This is a genomic window from Paenibacillus sp. BAC0078 (genome assembly GCF_054483875.1).
Window position 1 is genome coordinate 107,394 of record NZ_JBTLRW010000009.1, and the last position, 16,544, is coordinate 123,937.

The 16,544-nt window shown below is 53.7% G+C and carries 14 protein-coding genes and 1 riboswitch; of the genes, 7 read left to right on the plus strand and 7 right to left on the minus strand.

Going from position 1 to position 16,544, the window contains the following annotated elements; genetic code table 11:
* Positions 1-33 precede the first annotated feature (33 nt).
* The 6 genes from ACX1DY_RS17975 (at position 34) to ACX1DY_RS18000 (ending at position 7,364) form a co-directional block, all read left to right on the plus strand.
* Complete coding sequence (locus tag ACX1DY_RS17975) at positions 34-1,470, plus strand: NAD(P)/FAD-dependent oxidoreductase (protein ID WP_458965568.1); 1,437 nt, start codon at positions 34-36, stop codon at positions 1,468-1,470.
* A gap of 208 nt (positions 1,471-1,678) precedes the next feature.
* Entirely contained in the window at positions 1,679-3,283 is a 1,605-nt protein-coding gene (locus tag ACX1DY_RS17980; protein ID WP_458965705.1) for a LytS/YhcK type 5TM receptor domain-containing protein, read from the plus strand.
* Entirely contained in the window at positions 3,280-4,008 is a 729-nt protein-coding gene (locus ACX1DY_RS17985; RefSeq protein ID WP_458965569.1) for a LytR/AlgR family response regulator transcription factor, read from the plus strand. The genes ACX1DY_RS17980 and ACX1DY_RS17985 overlap by 4 nt, the downstream gene beginning before the upstream one ends.
* A 123-nt stretch (positions 4,009-4,131) precedes the next feature.
* Positions 4,132-5,382 (plus strand): L-lactate MFS transporter, encoded by a 1,251-nt coding sequence (locus ACX1DY_RS17990; RefSeq protein ID WP_458965570.1) that lies wholly within the window; start codon positions 4,132-4,134, stop codon positions 5,380-5,382.
* Positions 5,383-5,832: 450 nt separating this feature from the next.
* Entirely contained in the window at positions 5,833-6,411 is a 579-nt protein-coding gene (locus ACX1DY_RS17995) for an RNA polymerase sigma factor (protein ID WP_458965571.1), read from the plus strand.
* Complete coding sequence (locus tag ACX1DY_RS18000) at positions 6,372-7,364, plus strand: hypothetical protein (RefSeq protein WP_458965572.1); 993 nt, start codon at positions 6,372-6,374, stop codon at positions 7,362-7,364. The genes ACX1DY_RS17995 and ACX1DY_RS18000 overlap by 40 nt, the downstream gene beginning before the upstream one ends.
* A 508-nt stretch (positions 7,365-7,872) precedes the next feature.
* Here the strand turns inward: ACX1DY_RS18000 and odhB are convergent.
* Both odhB and ACX1DY_RS18010 read right to left on the minus strand, forming a co-directional pair.
* The gene (odhB, locus tag ACX1DY_RS18005) at positions 7,873-9,165 is read right to left on the minus strand and encodes a 2-oxoglutarate dehydrogenase complex dihydrolipoyllysine-residue succinyltransferase (protein WP_458965573.1); all 1,293 of its coding nucleotides are present in this window, start codon (positions 9,163-9,165) and stop codon (positions 7,873-7,875) included.
* A gap of 55 nt (positions 9,166-9,220) precedes the next feature.
* Positions 9,221-12,088, minus strand: a complete 2,868-nt coding sequence (locus ACX1DY_RS18010; protein WP_458965574.1) for a 2-oxoglutarate dehydrogenase E1 component — start codon at positions 12,086-12,088, stop codon at positions 9,221-9,223.
* A gap of 385 nt (positions 12,089-12,473) precedes the next feature.
* Positions 12,474-12,558: riboswitch (cyclic di-GMP riboswitch) on the plus strand.
* A gap of 28 nt (positions 12,559-12,586) precedes the next feature.
* Here ACX1DY_RS18010 and ACX1DY_RS18015 point away from each other — a divergent pair.
* Positions 12,587-12,754: an anti-repressor SinI family protein gene (locus ACX1DY_RS18015; protein WP_458965575.1), complete on the plus strand. Its 168-nt coding sequence runs from the start codon at positions 12,587-12,589 to the stop codon at positions 12,752-12,754.
* Positions 12,755-12,872: 118 nt separating this feature from the next.
* On the opposite strand, the gene ACX1DY_RS18020 is transcribed toward ACX1DY_RS18015, so the two are convergent.
* The 5 genes from ACX1DY_RS18020 to ACX1DY_RS18040 form a co-directional block, all read right to left on the minus strand.
* On the minus strand, positions 12,873-13,205 hold the full coding sequence (locus ACX1DY_RS18020; RefSeq protein ID WP_458965706.1) for a helix-turn-helix domain-containing protein: 333 nt from the start codon (positions 13,203-13,205) through the stop codon (positions 12,873-12,875).
* Between the two features lie 165 nt (positions 13,206-13,370).
* Entirely contained in the window at positions 13,371-13,961 is a 591-nt protein-coding gene (locus tag ACX1DY_RS18025) for a TasA family protein (protein ID WP_458965576.1), read from the minus strand.
* 37 nt (positions 13,962-13,998) lie between these two features.
* A complete protein-coding gene (locus ACX1DY_RS18030; protein WP_458965577.1) occupies positions 13,999-14,595 on the minus strand; it encodes a TasA family protein in 597 nt (198 codons plus the stop codon).
* Positions 14,596-14,686: 91 nt separating this feature from the next.
* Complete coding sequence (gene sipW / locus ACX1DY_RS18035; protein WP_458965578.1) at positions 14,687-15,283, minus strand: signal peptidase I SipW; 597 nt, start codon at positions 15,281-15,283, stop codon at positions 14,687-14,689.
* 2 nt (positions 15,284-15,285) lie between these two features.
* On the minus strand, positions 15,286-16,542 hold the full coding sequence (locus tag ACX1DY_RS18040; RefSeq protein ID WP_458965579.1) for a hypothetical protein: 1,257 nt from the start codon (positions 16,540-16,542) through the stop codon (positions 15,286-15,288).
* Positions 16,543-16,544: the final 2 nt, after the last annotated feature.

A 16,544-nucleotide genomic window follows, 5' to 3' on the forward strand; every position in this document is an offset into this window, starting at 1 on the left:
AAGAAGCTCTACATTGGGAGGAACAGAGAACAGATGAGTAAATATGATGTGATTGTCGTGGGTGCAGGTCCGGCCGGAATATTCGCCTGCTATGAATTGACGCTTAAAGCGCCTGGGCTGAAGGTGCTGCTTGTGGACAAGGGTCATGATATTTACCGCCGGAATTGCCCGATTCTGGAGGAGAAAATCAAGCTCTGCCCGCCGGCCTCAGGCCGCAAGGAATTCGCCGGCTGTCTGCCTGCCTGCTCCATTACTGCCGGGTTCGGGGGAGCGGGAGCCTACAGTGACGGCAAGTTCAACATCACCACCGAGTTCGGCGGCTGGATGACCGATTATCTCGCGCCATCGAAGGTGCTGGAGCTGATCCAGTACGTGGATGCCATCAATCTGGAGCATGGAGCGACACCGGTCGTTACTGACCCGACAACCGAGAGCATCCGTAGCATTGAGCAACGGGGGTACGCTGCCGGACTTAAGCTGCTGCGGGCGCAGGTACGCCACCTCGGAACCGAACAAAATTTAGAAATTCTGAAATCCATATATGAATATTTGCGGACACGCATTGATATGCTGTTCAAGACTGAGGTACAGGATATCGTTACGGTCAAGGAGAACGGCTCACACCGCATTACGGGGATTACGCTGAAGAACGGCGAAAGCTATGAAGCGGATAAAGTAATGATCGCTCCGGGACGTGACGGCTCGGCCTGGCTGACCGAGGTGCTGAAGAAGCGCCGGCTCAAAATGTACAACAATCAGGTCGATGTGGGCGTCAGAGTGGAAACCTCGGATGTGGTTATGCGTGAGATTAACGAGCATCTGTACGAGGGCAAGTTCGTCTTCAATACATCCGTAGGCACGCGTGTCCGCACCTTTTGCAGCAATCCATCCGGGCATGTAGTCGTGGAAAATCACAGCGGCGTGATGGCGGCCAACGGGCATTCCTACAAGGACCCTGCACTTGGTTCAATGAATACCAACTTTGCGCTGCTGGTCTCTCACACCTTTACGGAGCCTTTTGACAAGCCGAACGAATATGCCCGGGAAATCTGCAAGCGGGCCAATGATTTGTCCAGCGGTGGTGTCATTGTACAGAAATATGGCGATATTCTACGCGGACGGCGTTCCACGGACAAGCGGATTAAGGAAGGTTTTCTGGAGCCGACCCTGAAGGAAGCCGTACCTGGCGATCTCGGGCTGGTGCTGCCTTATATCACCATGAAAAGCCTGATTGAAATGGTAGAGGCGCTGGAAAAGGTCACCCCGGGTATTGCCTCCGAGCATACGCTGTTCTATGGAGTGGAAGCGAAGTTCTACTCCGCCCGGCCGAAGCTTACGGAGAACCTGGAGACGGAAATCTCCGGCCTCTACTGCGGTGGTGACGGAGCGGGCATCACCCGTGGCCTGGCCCAAGCGGGAGCTGCCGGGGTATGGATTGCGCGCAGTATGCTGGAGCGGGCGGAAGCCTGAACTTGAAGTTATTATAAAATGAGCTGTCTCAAATGCGGATTTATCTGCGGTGAGGCGGCTTTTTCTATATAAGACTAGGGGTGGTCGAATTGCTAATCCAGAGCAGCAAGTCTTATAATGGACCGGTAGATTGACCTATGGAGGCGTGGCTGTGCTACATAATCTGACGATATTGCTGCAATTGTTCGAAAGAGCGGCGCTACTGCTGATGTGCCTGTTCGTGCTGACCCGGGTGCCGCGGTTTAAGGAGATTTTTGTGAAAGAGGCTTATGCTCCCCAGGAGCTGGCGATGGTGACGGTTGTTTTCAGCCTGTTCGCGATCTTGGGCACTTACACAGGGATTAATGTTGAGGGCTCCCTAATGAATGTGCGGATCATCGCGATCATGTCCGGGGGGATTCTGTTCGGTCCGTGGGTGGGGCTGATTACCGGCCTGATCTCCGGGGTTCACCGATTTCTGATTGATATCGGAGGCGTTACTTCGGTGCCCTGCCTGATTACGAGCATAACCGCGGGGATTGTCTCGGGCGTCATTTACCGCCGCACTTCGGCGGAACGCCGCTGGATTGCGGGTATCCTGGCCGGGATGGCCTGCGAAGCCTTGACGATGGTGCTGATTCTGGTGATGGCGAATCCGGCGTCACTTGGTGCGGACATTGTCTCGAAGATTGCTTTTCCGATGATTGTCGGCCAGATCAGTGTGGGGCTTATTGTTATGCTCATTCAGAGCGTGGAGGGAGAGAAGGAACGGATTGCTGCGAAGCAGTCCAAGCTGGCGCTGGATATTGCCAATAAGACGCTGCCTTATTTCCGCAATATCAATCCCGAGTCACTGCGGATCATTTGCGGGATTATCAAGGAGGACATCGGGGCTGATGCGGTAGCGATTACCGACACCCGCTATATCCGTGCGTATGTTGGTGTGGGGGAAGAGTATTATACCGAAACGAATGAGATTATCAGCGAGGAAACGAAGCAGACGATCCGAAGCGGCGAGATTACAATCCGCGATGACGATACAGAGTATATGAACCGGGCTATCCGGTCTCTGATTATTATCCCCCTCAAGGAGAAGGGCGAGGTCACGGGCGCGCTCAAGATTTATTACACCAAAGCTCACAAAATCACCTATTCGCTGCAGGCTATGGCGGTCGGATTGTCGCAGATCATCTCTACGCTAATGGAGGTGTCGCGGGTAGAGGGCATCAAGGAGATGGCGAATAAGGCGGAGCTGAAGGCGCTGCAGACGAGCATTAACCCCCATTTTCTGTTCAATGCGCTGAACGCGATTATTTCCTCCATCCGCATCGACCCGGACAAGGCGCGGGAGCTGATCGTCAACCTGTCGGGCTATATGAGGTACAATCTGGAGCTGACCGACGAATTTATTGATATCCGGCGCGAGCTGCAGCAAGTGCAGCAGTATGTGGAGATTGAAAAAGCGCGCTTCGGCAGCCGCCTGGCCGTGGAGTATGATATCGACGAGGTGGAGGTGCGCATTCCCAGCCTGATCATTCAGCCGCTGGTGGAGAATGCGATTGTGCATGGTATTCTGAAGGTGAAGGGCCAAGGCACAGTGACCATTTCGGTAAAAGATCTGGGAAACACAGTGCGGATTGGTATCACCGATACCGGTATCGGGATCAGTGAGGAGACGATTGAGAAGGTCTACAGCGGTGATATGCCTGATAACAAAATCGGACTGTACAACGTGCATCAGCGGGTGAAGCTGATTTACGGCACGGGCCTGACGATCCACCGGCTGGAGAAGGGGACGGAAATCTATTTTGACGTTATAAAGGAGCCGCGATGAGAGCGATAATTGTTGAGGATGAAGTGCTGGCAAGGCAGGAGCTTGCCTTTCTGATCGGAGCGCACAGCTCCATAAGGATTGCTGCCGAGTTCGAGGACGGGCTGGATGCGCTGAAGTATCTCCAGACCGAGGAGGTCGATGTTATTTTTCTGGATATCAACATCCCTTCCATTGACGGTGTGCTGCTGGCCCAGAATATTAGCCGATTCTCGGTCAAGCCCTATATTGTGTTCATCACTGCCTACAAGGAGCATGCCGCCGAGGCCTTCGAGATCGAAGCTTTTGACTATATTCTGAAGCCCTACAGTGAGACGCGGATCAAGGCGATGCTGGGCAAGCTTGAAGGAGCTTTTGCGGCGCGCGGCCGTCAGGGGGAAGAGGAGCATGTGAAGGTCAGCGACAAGGTCAATCTGTGGAAAAATGAGAAAATCATCGTCGTCGATGCCGATGAAATCTACTATGCTTCTGCGCAGGAGAAGACGACAAGTGTAATCACCAAAGGCGAGGAATACAGCATGGCCCTCAGCATCAGCGAATTCCACAGCCGGCTTCCGCAGGACCGCTTCTTCCGCTGTCACCGTTCGTATATCGTGAACCTGTCCAAGATCAAGGAAATTATCCCTTGGTTCAACAATACCTACCTGCTCCGGCTGAGTGATCTGGACTTTGAAGTGCCGGTCAGCCGCAGCAAGGTGAAGGAGTTCAGGCAGATCATGCGCATTTAGCGGCAGTTCATTCCCTGGATTCGTCATCTCATTCCGGATTTCTCTCAAAAAAGCGCATTTTCGCTACAATGAAGAGGCAAAGAAGGCCTTGGAGCGACAATTGAGAGAAAGAAGGAAAATGCCATGACAACGACTACGGCCAGCAGCAAGCGGTGGCTCATCGTGCTCGGTACAGTGATTATGCAGATGGGACTGGGTACGATTTATACCTGGAGCCTGTTCAATGCACAGCTTGTCAATAAATTCGGGTGGGAGCTTAGCTCTGTTTCGATAACTTTTTCCATCACCAGCTTTGCCCTGGCCTTCGCGACACTGTTCGCGGGGACACTGCAGGAGCGGTTCGGACTCCGCAGACTGACCGCTGCCGCAGGGATTATGCTGGGGCTGGGTCTGATCCTAAGCTCGCAGATCAGCTCCCTTCCGATGTTCTATCTGCTGGCCGGAGTTGTTGTCGGGTATGCGGACGGAACGGCTTACATTACTTCGTTGTCCAATCTGATTAAATGGTTCCCCAAGAACAAAGGCTTGATCTCCGGCGTGTCCGTCGGCGCTTACGGCACAGGCAGCCTGATCTTCAAATATATCAACGGCAGTCTGATTGACTCGGCAGGTGTGTCGAATGCCTTTCTGTACTGGGGCCTTATCGTCATGATTATGATCGTGACCGGCTCATTGCTGGTTCGGGAAGCTCCTGTGGCAGCGGCCACTAAGACAGGGGCTGCTAATGCAAAAAGTACACAAAGTGCGCCGAAAGACTACACAGTCAAAGAGATGCTTCGCACGAAGGAAGCGTATCTGCTGTTCATTATTTTCTTCACCGCCTGCATGAGCGGCCTGTACCTGATCGGCATCGTTAAGGATATCGGCGTGAAGCTGGCTGGACTGGATGTAGCGACAGCGGCTAATGCCGTGGCTATGATTGCGATCTTCAATACGGCGGGACGTTTGATTCTTGGAGCCTTGTCCGACCGGATGAGCCGGCTCAAGCTGATCAGCGTTACGCTGGCGGTTACTGCTGCAGCTATGCTGACCCTCAGCTTCGCAGAATTGAACTACGGCCTGTTCTTTGCCTGTGTGGCTGCGATAGCCTTCTGCTTCGGAGGCAACATTACGGTGTTCCCGGCGATTGTCAGCGACTTCTTCGGCCTTGCGAATCACAGCAAGAATTATGGTATCGTATACCAGGGCTTCGGCATCGGCGCATTGTCCGGCTCATTCATTGCCGCTTACCTCGGCGGATTCAAGCCTACCTTCGTTGTTATCGGACTTCTGTGCATCCTGGCCTGCATTGTTGCGGTTTCCCTGAAGCCACCAGTGCAGAAACAGGCCAGAGAAAAGGGAATAAGCCTGAAGCCTTCACGGCATACGGCTTGAGCCATATATAAGATATAAGTTGAACTTTAATAACATAAAAGGGTAAAAGTACGGAGAGGACGTTTGGAACTGTAGGAGCGAAGCGAAATCCAAACATAACAGCGGCCGAAAGTCCAAACAGTCCCCGCAGTACGGCCAAACCCTAATATGAAAACCTAAAGTTCAATCTATATAGATTCATGTCGGCTGAAAGATTGTAGACAAAGAGAATATGATACGAGAAAAGAGATGTCCAGCTCTCCGTACAAACGGATGGCGGGCATCTCTTTTTTGTGCAGATACAGGCCACAAGCTGGGCATCATGCTATATCCTAGGGTTACGTAGAACAAGAGAACGATTCATATGTACATATCATTTTGGCGGCGAAGGCACTTTTTGCAGCGGTCATTTGTTATAGAAATATACAAGCAAAGGAGGTGCTGGCAACGTCACAGGAGCATTTGCCGGATATGAAGCAAGTCGAAGCTGTAATCGTCAGGGTCCAGAATGGCGAGACAGAGCAGTATAGCTGGATCGTTGATATGTATCAGCAGCCTATTTACCGATATTGCTGCCGTCTTTTGGGGAATCGGCAGGATGCCGAGGATGCGGTGCAGGATATTCTGGTCAAAGCCTACCAGTCCTTGCGGAGGTACAAGCCTACTGTAAGCTTCTCGGCCTGGCTATATCGTATCGCCTGGAATCATTGTCTGAATCTGCTGCGCAGGCAGCAGTTACAGGCGCGGGTAATGCGCATCTTTCGTCCTGAGACCGTGGCTGCAGGCCCGGAGCAGTTAGTGGAAGAGCGGCTGTACAGTCCGGAATTATCAGCGGCGCTTATGCAACTGTCGCTGGAGGAACGGAACATTCTGGTGCTGCGGGTATTCGAAGAGCTGACCTTTCAGGAAATGAGCGAGATTCTGAACAGCAGCGCCAATAGCCTGCACAAAAGAATGGAGCGCATTAAGCAGAAAGTGCGGGAAGCCATGAAAGCGGAGGAGGAGATCCATTGGAACGAGAAGGAATCGGCTATGAGTACAAAGATATAAGGGCTGCCGCTGTCCGCGATGAGCAGTTGCCGGGCATTGAGGTAACAGGGCGGGTAATGGAGCGTATAAGGGGAACCGGGCGGAGCTGGGGCATGGGTCTCAACGGGATAAGGACTGTACGCAAACCGGCAGCCGCCTCAGGAATGCTAGTTATGCTGCTGCTGATCGCAGTCACAGCTTACGCGACCTCGGAGTATATCCAGATCCGCAATAAGGCTGGCGAGGTCAAGGTGCAGCATTTTGCACCGGAACTGAAGCCGCAGGGAATATCCTCATATTATAAGTATGAGCAGAAGCTGATGAATTTTGCCAAGCCGGGTGAGGTAATCGCCTATTATGTCAGAGGAGAGCCGATCTCTGAGGGAACGGGTAGCATGCTGCAATTTGCCTACAAGGAGCAGCGTCTGACAGATTATTCCGCTTTTCTCGAAGAAATGAACCGAAAGAACTCGCCAGTGATACTTCCCAAGACAGCCGGAGGCTATACGTTTTATCGTGGTGTAGTGCATCCCCTGTATCCTAAAACGGCAGAGCGGAACAGCAGCCCGTTTTACCGTCAGACGCTAAATGAGCTGATTGGCGAGGCGAAACAGGATAAGAAGCGGAATCTGTTCATGAAGGCGGTGCCTTGGACCGAAACGGGAAGTGTGAACGCAACCTATACCAAGCAAGGGGCCAGAATCGACTTTGGGGCTACCCTGCTGAATGGTGGCGAGGTAATGGTATATCAGGAGCCGGGGAACACGCCGAAGAGGCTTAAGGTAGAAGGCCGGGATATAGTCTACAATCATGTGCTTAGGCCGGATATCAAGCCAGGCTTGGGCTACCATTATTTGGACTGGTACGACGAAGATCAGGATGCGTATTATACGCTTACCACTTATGGGGACCGGATATTGACCAAGGAGCAGTTGCTGAAGCTGGCTGGCGAGTTGATCAAGGGCGGGCTGTAGGCGGGAGGGTAGAAGCATGCGTATAGCAAGCAGGTGATGCATGATGGGGGACGGGGATGGCTTTTGGGGGAAAATGTCTGTCACCATTTTTATTCTTCTGATGGCGCCGCATAAACCCCATGTTTAGTTTAATAAACCCTGTTAGTTGGATATTCTCCCACTAATCAGAGCTGTGCAATTCCTGCAAAAGAGTTAGTTGGAAAAAGTAGACCTAAATCAAAGAAAAAGGCTGGGATGTGGCGGATTTGCTTGAATTAGGTGGAGAAAATCCATTAAGCGTTGCTATAAGGCGAAAATCAGTGGATTTAGGTGGAGTAATTCCAACTCGGTTTGTATGAAGCACAGGAATGAAGTCTGGATATGCACGAGGCTGCACATGAGGCAAGATTGGAGGTAGAGGCGGCGCTGCAAAAGGGATCAGACAAATAACCTGTGTAGGAGGGATAGAAAATAGAGGCACACGAGGACTCCGTAACTGTCCTTGTGTGCCTCTTGCAATGTAATAAGATTACCCTTCCAGCAGCAGCGCTTCAGGGTCTTCGAGCAGTTCCTTGACTTTGACGAGGAAGCTTACCGCCTCTGAACCGTCTACGATCCGGTGATCGTAGGAGAGGGCGATGTACATCATCGGGCGGTTGACGCTTCTTTCTTCATCCAGGGCGATTGGACGAAGCTGGATCTTGTGCATGCCGAGAATGCCGACCTGCGGCGTGTTGAGGATCGGTGTCGACAACAGCGAGCCGAATACCCCGCCGTTAGTGATGGTGAAAGTTCCGCCTTGCAGCTCTGTCAGGCTGAGCGTGTTGGCGCGGGCCTTGGAGGCCAGCTCGCCGATTTGCCGCTCAATTTCCGGGAAGCTTAGCCGGTCGGCGTCGCGGACAACCGGCACGACGAGGCCTTCCTTGGCGGCAACGGCAATGCCGATGTCGTAGTATTTCTTGATCAGCAGGTCCTCGCCGTCAATCTCGGCGTTCAGCAGCGGATAGGCCTTGAGCGCGCCGATCACGGCCTTGGTGAAGAAGGACATGAAGCCGAGTCCGACATCATGCTTCTCTTTGAAGGCATCCTTGCGCCGCTTGCGGATGTCGAGGATCGCGGTCATATCCACCTCGTTGAAGGTGGTCAGCATGGCCGCCGTCTGCTGCGCTTCGACCAGGCGGCTGGCAATCGTCAGCCGTCTGCGCGACATGCGCTTGCGCTCGACGGCTTTGCCGTCCTCCTGCGGCGCTTTGCCCAGCGCCGCAGGAGGCTTCACCGGCTCCGGCCGGGCCGCCGCCGCCGGAGCGCTTGGCGCAGCGGCCCCCGGCCCGGCTGCGCCGTGTCCCAGCACATCGGCCTGGGCGATCCGGCCGATGGGGTCGCGGGCGCTGACCTCGCCGAGGTCGATGCCCCGCTCCCGCGCAAGCTTGCGCGCCCCCGGCGAAGCCAGGGCCGCAGTGCCCGCCGCTGCTCCTTCGGGTGCAGCGGCCGCTTCAGCAGCGGGCGCTGGCACCGCTGCCGCCACCGCTGCGGCTTCCGGCTTGCCGCTGTCAGCCGCCTGCGGCGCAGCGGCGCTTGCCGTGCCGGCGCCGCTGCCGATGATGCCAATCGCTTCGCCGACGGCTACGTTCTCGCCGGCCTGGCGCAGGATGGAGGAGATGACGCCGTCCTCCTCCGCGCTGATCTCCAGATTGACCTTGTCGGTCTCAAGCTCTGCCAGCACATCCCCCTGGCCGACGGTGTCGCCCTCTTTCACCAGCCATTTGTAAATGGTTCCTTCGGAAATGGATTCGCCCAAATCGGGTACTTTAATTTCGGACACAGGCCGTTACCTCCCCAAACATATTAGTTAACGTTATCGTAACACCATCCTCTGTTTAAGAGGACGGTACAGCCGCTTGTACTTGCGTATTTAATTTCAGGGCTTCTGTAACTATACGCCGCTGCTCAAAAGCATGCACGTCAGCGTATCCGCTGGCCGGACTGGAACGCTCCGGACGGCCGATATATTGCACGCCAGCCTTCTGCGGGGCGATGGCGTGCAGCCGGGGCTCAGCATAGCTCCAGCCGCCCATATTCTTCGGCTCCTCCTGTACCCACACGATTTCCTCAAGCGACCGGAAGGTGCTGAGGTGAGCAGCCAGCTCGCGTTCCGGGAACGGGTAGAGCTGCTCCAGGCGGAGGATATGCAGCCAGGACCAATCCTGATCTTTGGCGGCCTCAAGCTCGGCCTGCAGGTCAAGTGTCAACTTGCCGCTGCAGACGACCAGCCGTTTCACCTCGCCGGGATTCGCTCCGAGCAGCGGCTCCGGCAGTACGGGCTGGAAGCCGCCCGAGGCCAGCGCGGCGCCCGGGGAGGTGCTGCGCGGGTTGCGGATCAGGCTCTTCGGTGCCATGATCACGAGCGGCCGGGCATCTGCGCTGCCGCAAAGAGCCGCCTGGCGGCGCAGCAGGTGGAAATACTGTGCGGCAGAGCTCAGGTTCGCCACAGTCCAGTTCTCCTCGGCGGAGAGCTGCAAATACCGTTCCAGCCTAGCGCTGGAATGCTCCGGTCCCTGTCCTTCGTAGCCGTGCGGCAGCAGGATGGTCAGATTGCTGCGCTGTGTCCATTTGGCACGTCCGGCGGAAATGAACTGGTCGATAATCACCTGCGCGGCGTTGGCAAAATCACCGTACTGCGCTTCCCAGAGCACGAAGGTTTCCGGGGCGAACACGTTGTAGCCGTACTCGTAACCCAGCACTGATGCTTCCGACAGCGGGCTGTTGTACACGCCGAAGGAGGCCTTGGCATCGCTTAGCTGATGCAGCGGAGAGAACAGGGCGCCTGTGTCACTGTCATGCAGAACGAGATGGCGATGAGCGAAGGTGCCGCGCTGGGAATCCTGGCCGCTCAGACGAATCGGTGTGCCGTCTTTCAGGATACTGGCGAAAGCCAGGGCTTCCGCCAGCGCCCAGTCTACCCGTTCCCCGTCATTCAGCGCATCCTTGCGGCGCTGCAGAATCCGTTCCAGCTTCGGATAGACCTTGAAGCCGTCTGGTACTGTCAGCAGCTCGCGGTTTATCTGCTGCAGACTGCTGAGCGGAACCGCTGTGGTCTGCGGTTGAGGGGTATCCGTCAGCAGTTGCACGGAGGTTTTGGCCTCTCCGCTCTTGTGCTTGCCTTCCTTCATGTGATCGAAGGCTTGCTGCAGCACGTTCTCTGCTGCGCTGTTCATTTGCTTCACTTCGTCTGCTGTAACGATCTTCTCACGCTGCAGGCGCTCTGCATATATACGATAGACTGTAGGATGGTTGCGCACTTTGCCGTATACGAGCGGCTGTGTCGTTTCCGGATCATCCATCTCATTATGGCCATGACGGCGGTAGCCGATCAAGTCGATCAGGAAATCCTTCTTGAACTGATTGCGGTAAGCGCAGGCCAGCCGGACGGCAGCAATGCAGGCTTCGGGATCATCCGCATTGACATGGACAACCGGAATTTCGTAGCCTTTGGCAAGGTCGCTGGCATAATGGGTGGACCGGGAATCTTCACTTTCGGTCGTAAAGCCAATCCGGTTATTGACGATAATATGCACCGTGCCGCCGTTGGTGTATCCACTCAGCTTGCCGATATTCAACGTCTCTGCAACAATGCCTTCACCCGGAAAAGCGGCATCTCCGTGCATCAGTACAGCCATAGCCTTGTTGGTATCAAGACTTGGCAATCCCGCCGTATTCCGGTCCTCCTGGGCTGCGCGCGTAAAGCCTTCAACGACAGGGTTGACGAACTCCAGATGGCTTGGGTTGTTGGCCAGCGTGATCCGGGTGCGCACCGTCTCCCCTTCATGAACGGCGCGGTCGGCGCCCAGATGGTATTTGACATCTCCGGTCCAGCCATAGTTGATCCCCATGGAGCCCTCGGACGGGAACAGCTCCTTGTTCGGAGAATGGTGGAATTCCGAGAAAATAATCTCATAAGGCTTGCCCAGGATATGCGCCAGCACATTCAGCCGTCCACGGTGGGCCATGCCCATCAGGATATGCTCTGCACCATCATGCGCGGCAGCGCGGACAATCTCATCAAGCATCGGCACCAGAGCGTCATTGCCTTCCAGGCTGAAGCGCTTCTGGCCGACAAAGGTTTTGTGCAGGAAGGTTTCGAACTGCTCCACCTGAATCAGGCGGTTCAGCAGATCCTTGCGCTCGCTGCTCGTCAAGGGTGCGGGCGAGCTGGTGGACTCTGCCTGGCTGTTCAGCCAGCGCAGCTCCTGCTCTTCGTGCACATGCCCGAATTCATAGGCTATGGTCCGGGTATAGGCCTGGCGCATCCGGTGAACGGCATCCCAGGCGGTCTTGACATCATCCGGTGCATTCTCCCAGATCAGCGATGCGGGCAGCGCAGTCAGGTCTTCGCGGGTGAGGTCATAGGTTTCGTATTCGAGCCATTTCGCCATCGGATTGTTCCCCCGGACAAGCGGGTCAATATTAGCGGCCATATGGCCATATATACGGATATTGGCAATCAGCTTGGAAGCTCTTACGGCTTTTCTGAGCCACTCCGTATCTCCCGAAAGCGCAGGCTTCGGAGCCGGCAAAGCATCCGGGGTAAGCGGAGGAGGTCCGTAAACCGTAAAAAGCTCGCGGTAATGATGCTCTACTGAAGCGGGGTCCTTAACAAACTGTTCATATTTTTCCTGAATGTAGCCCAGATTGGGTCCGTGATATTTACTCCAAATGGTTTCGTTATAGGGCTCTTTGACTGCCATGAATGCATCCTCCCAACGGATGAACCCCACTTGTGGCACTAGGCGTCAGCGCCCGGTGGAGCTGCAATGTTTGCGGTTTCATTTCTCTCCTATTGTGCTACTTTCAAGCCGCGTAATCAATTCATACTTTCGTGCAATCCGTTCGCAAAACGGCATGATTCAGCCCATAAATGATGAAGAACGGATATCGTTTGCTATGATGCAATTCATGGTCAGTCCCGCAAGCTTTATTACCCGGACAAAGCCTTGCAAAAAAAGCTAATCTTTTGCACGACTTAGCAAAAAAAAATCCGAAAATCGACACACTTCTTATGTGAGATTCTGTATAATGTTATTGCGGGTAACGGTTACATTGGTTTCTAGCCAGATCCTTTCATGTAAAGGGTCCAGTAAAGGGTAAACCTGCTGAAAGGCAGGGGCACAAAGTCTCGGGTCTAATGTAGAAATACTACGACGGCCGGACTGCCTGGGGACGCAAATATTCTAGGAGGAGATATCTTGGAAAAGTCCAACCAGGGGAATAATGGGGAACTGCAGGCAGTTGATCTGGATTTAGAATGGGTGCATTTGCTGATGTCGGCCAGGAAGGCGGGCATCGGGGCGGAGGAAATCCGCCGGTTTTTCAGTGAGAAGGCATTGGGCGAGAAGGCATTGCAGGTCATGTAGGGCGTTTTCGATGCAGGGATATATACGGAAAAGGGCACAGCGGAATGCGCTGTGTCCTTTTCTGCAATTATGAGAAAGTATAAGTATCACACTATACTGTATCCTTATATTTCTCGAACTACCCATCCTTCTGCTCCAGCCGCCATTTTTGATAATCCAGAAACTCTTTGAATTCCCGTTTGCTTATGCCTGAGGCCATAGCTTCCTGAACGAGCCGGAACCATTCGCCGTCCAGGGGCGGCTCTTCCGTATCTGCGGGCTCGCCATAGAGGAGATTATGGATGGAAACCTGAAGCGCATCGGCGATTTTTTCAATGAATTGAATTGAGGGGTTGGATTGAATATTTCTTTCAACATTGCTTAAGTATGATTTCGCCACATCAGCCTTGTCAGCCAGCTCGGATAAGGACAAGCCTTTTTCCAGACGGAGTTGATGGATGCGGCTACCCATATTATCCGGCACGATTAAACGCCCCTCCGCATTTTTTGTTAACAGTATAACAAATTTTCGCATAACGGACAAAAATCAATGCTTCAGCAAAGCGGTGAGCAGGAAGAAAAACGGCATACCCCGCCCGGATGAGGGAGGATACGCCGTTTTTGCGCGAGATGAGGCTTATTTCAATTCACCGGGGCCTTGTTTGGCGTTGAATGTCCAGGTGAGGGACAATTTATCCCCCTGGAACACGTTCTGATCCTGACCGTTGTCGACAAATACGAAGGCTACCTTGAACACCTTGGATTGTCCGGCACTGATGCCGCCAGGGATTGCGCCTGTGCTGATCAAATCATAGTTTGACGTATTTTTCAAATCCTTGAGCGAAATCTCCCCGAGAACATAATTGGTAATATCGCCGCTGACATAGGTGTCTTTGAGGAGCTTCACTTTAAAATGATCCCCGAGATCCTGCGCACCGTTATTCGTTCCTGCATCGGTTACTGTGTATGCACTGGCGAGCTTCAGCTCTTTGATATCCAGTGTTCCGCTGTTCTGCAGTGTGAAGTTGCGCACCGCAATATCGCCTGGCTTGAGGTTGCTGAGATTAACGATCTCTGTTGGAATGGTGTTCAGGTCCAGCGTGCCGGCAGCAAAGGTTGCTGTGCTCTGCGCAGTGTCGCTGAAGTAAGCGAAGGTGCCTCCCCCGATCAAAGATAATCCCAAAGCCGCCGACGCAATACCGAAGCCCAGTGTTTTTTTAATACCCATAATGTGAATCCTCCTCGATTATTTTATGTGTGTGTGCTTATTTAAACTCGCCGGCCCCTTGGCTGGCTTCGAAGTTCCAGGTGAGCTTCAGCTTGTCGCCCTGGTAGTAGTTCTGCGGCTGGAAGGTTTCCTTGAAGGCGAATTGCACAGTCAGCTTATCCTCGGTGCCTGCTTTAATTCCTGATTTCTCACCGCCCAGGATAGTGCCGAGTATCTTTCTGGCGACTAGATCGGGGGTTTCGCTCTCCAGATCGGCGAGTGAGATCACCAGGATTTCCGGCTGTCTTTTGTCGTTGTTATTCAGGAAGGTAACGATAATATCATCCTTGAGATTGTGGTTTCCGTTGTTGTTGTTCGTATCCGTCACTACGGAGGTGGTCTTCAGCAATACCTTGGGAATATCCAGCGAGCCGTCATTTTTCAGCTTGAAATCTCTGGTGATCAAATCTCCCGGCTTCAGATTGCTGAGATCAACGATGACAGCGGGATCAGAAGTCAGGCTCAGTGTTCCGTTGTTAAAAGAAGCTGAACTTGTTGCAGTGTCGCTAAAGTAAGCGAAGGTTCCCCCGCCGACCAGGGTCAGGCCAAGCGCTGCCGAGACAACGCCGAGGCCCAGTGTTTTTTTGATGTTCATTTGTTCATCCCTCTCTCAAAGTTCTTTTTTGTAATAGGCAGAAACGTTATCTATTGTGCTCCGCGTTTCGTAAACGGGAGAGGACAACCTGTCATTGCAGCGCTTTGGGCAAAGTTTCTGAACCTGCGGAACCAGCGGGCCCGGCGTTTTTCTTTTCCAGTGCGGCAACAGCCTTCCAGGAGGTGAAAAGCGCGTAGAGGAGCAGCAGCAATCCCGGTATGATCATCAGCATCACGCTGCCTGCCTTGGAGACCGCGAAGTTCATCGCGTATCCCACATAAGGAACGGTTACTCCGGTGTATTGCCCGACGACATTGGTCGAACTTACGGTTGCTGAATCCGCAGCGTCGTTATTATCGCCTTTGGTAGTATAAGTAGCTTCGCCTGTGGCGCTGTTAACAGTGGCATCCACAATGCGGTGGGTGATCAGGAGGTTCTCCTGATTAATGAACGTTATGACGTCTCCCTTCTGGAAACGGGCCGTATCGCCGCCCGGCTTGATGGCTACAATGGAACCGGTGTGAATGCCCGGCTCCATGGAGCCGGAGAGAACGGTCTTGATCTGATAGCCGAAGAAGGCTGGCTCGCCGCCGGAGGCTTTGGAGATCACGACGGCAACCACCAGGAGCAGAAAGATCAGGAACATCAGCGTGGATAATGTGGTGCTGAGTATTTTTTTGATAGACATGTTTATTCGCCGCCTTTACTGGATTCGGGATCTGGGGTAGGCGCAGGAGCAACAGTAGGAGTAGTTGTAGGAGTAGCTGTAGGGGCATCCTGTACCGTATGGTCATCTTTAATAACAGCTTGATCTTGATCGGAAGTTGCTGTCGGTGTCGGTGAGGCTTCTGGAGTGCTATTCCCGGGAGTTGCTGTCGGGATCGGTTCATGGCCCGGAGTCTCAGCGGAAGGCTTGCCGTCTCCCTGGTCTGGTGAAGCTGCCTTTTCTGTAGGAAGCGGCTCCTCCCTGCCTCCGTCCTTCGCTGGTTGCTTGTCTTCAGGAGCTCCCACAGCTTTGTCTCCGCCATCCTTCGCGCCTTCTTCCTTCTGCTTGAGCGCTTCAGCGGCTTCTTCCTGCTTTTTCTTTTCCAGTTCGAGACGTTTCTTTTCTTCGGCCAGGGCTTTTTCCTGCAGCTTGGCTTTTGCGTCTGCGATTTGTGTCAGATGATTCTGCAAACTGCCCACTACGGAGGACAGGCTGCTCTTGGTGGCGGTTAGACCCGTATTCAGTTGCTCATAAGTGGCCTGCAGCACGGTAGATACATTGGAATCCGCATCATATGCCTTGGCTATGAAGGAAATAATCGGCTCTTCAGCGGGAAACCCGAAGCTCTCCTGGCGCAGCAGCATCCGGTCGGGATTGCCCTCCGGCAGTGTACTGCCGATTTGGCGAATGGAGCTGAGATATTTCACGATTCCGTTTAAAGCACCCGTCAGTGATTCGGACAAAATCCCACTGTGACTGGCGCTCAGTTGAAGCTGCTCAAAAGCCTGTGCATCACGGATTTCCAGACAGTTCGGTTCTAGATTAACCATGTAACCACCGAGCTGGTTCAGGATTGCCGCTGCGCTGCTTACTTCCTGCAGAATCTGCTGCCAGACTCCGCTATTCAAGCTGAGTTGATTGTCTAATAGGGACATTTCGGAATTTGCGGCGGAAATCCGTTCGTTAATGCGGGCTGCAGCCTGATCAAGCTCATCCGCTGACATCTCACTGGTGCCCGAAGGAGCGCTGTAATCTCCGGTGGTGCTGTAGCTGCGAAGAGAAGCTTTAAGTTCGATGATTTTCTGGATATGCCCGGCGAATGCCGACAGCAGCTGCTCAATCTGATCCGGGAAAACAGAGCACAGCTCAATGGTGCTATCCTGCTGCTGAGCCCCGGTGTACTCTCCGTAGGTGCTGCCGACCTGGCCGGAGGTATAGAGCAGAAGAACGGATGCAGCCATAC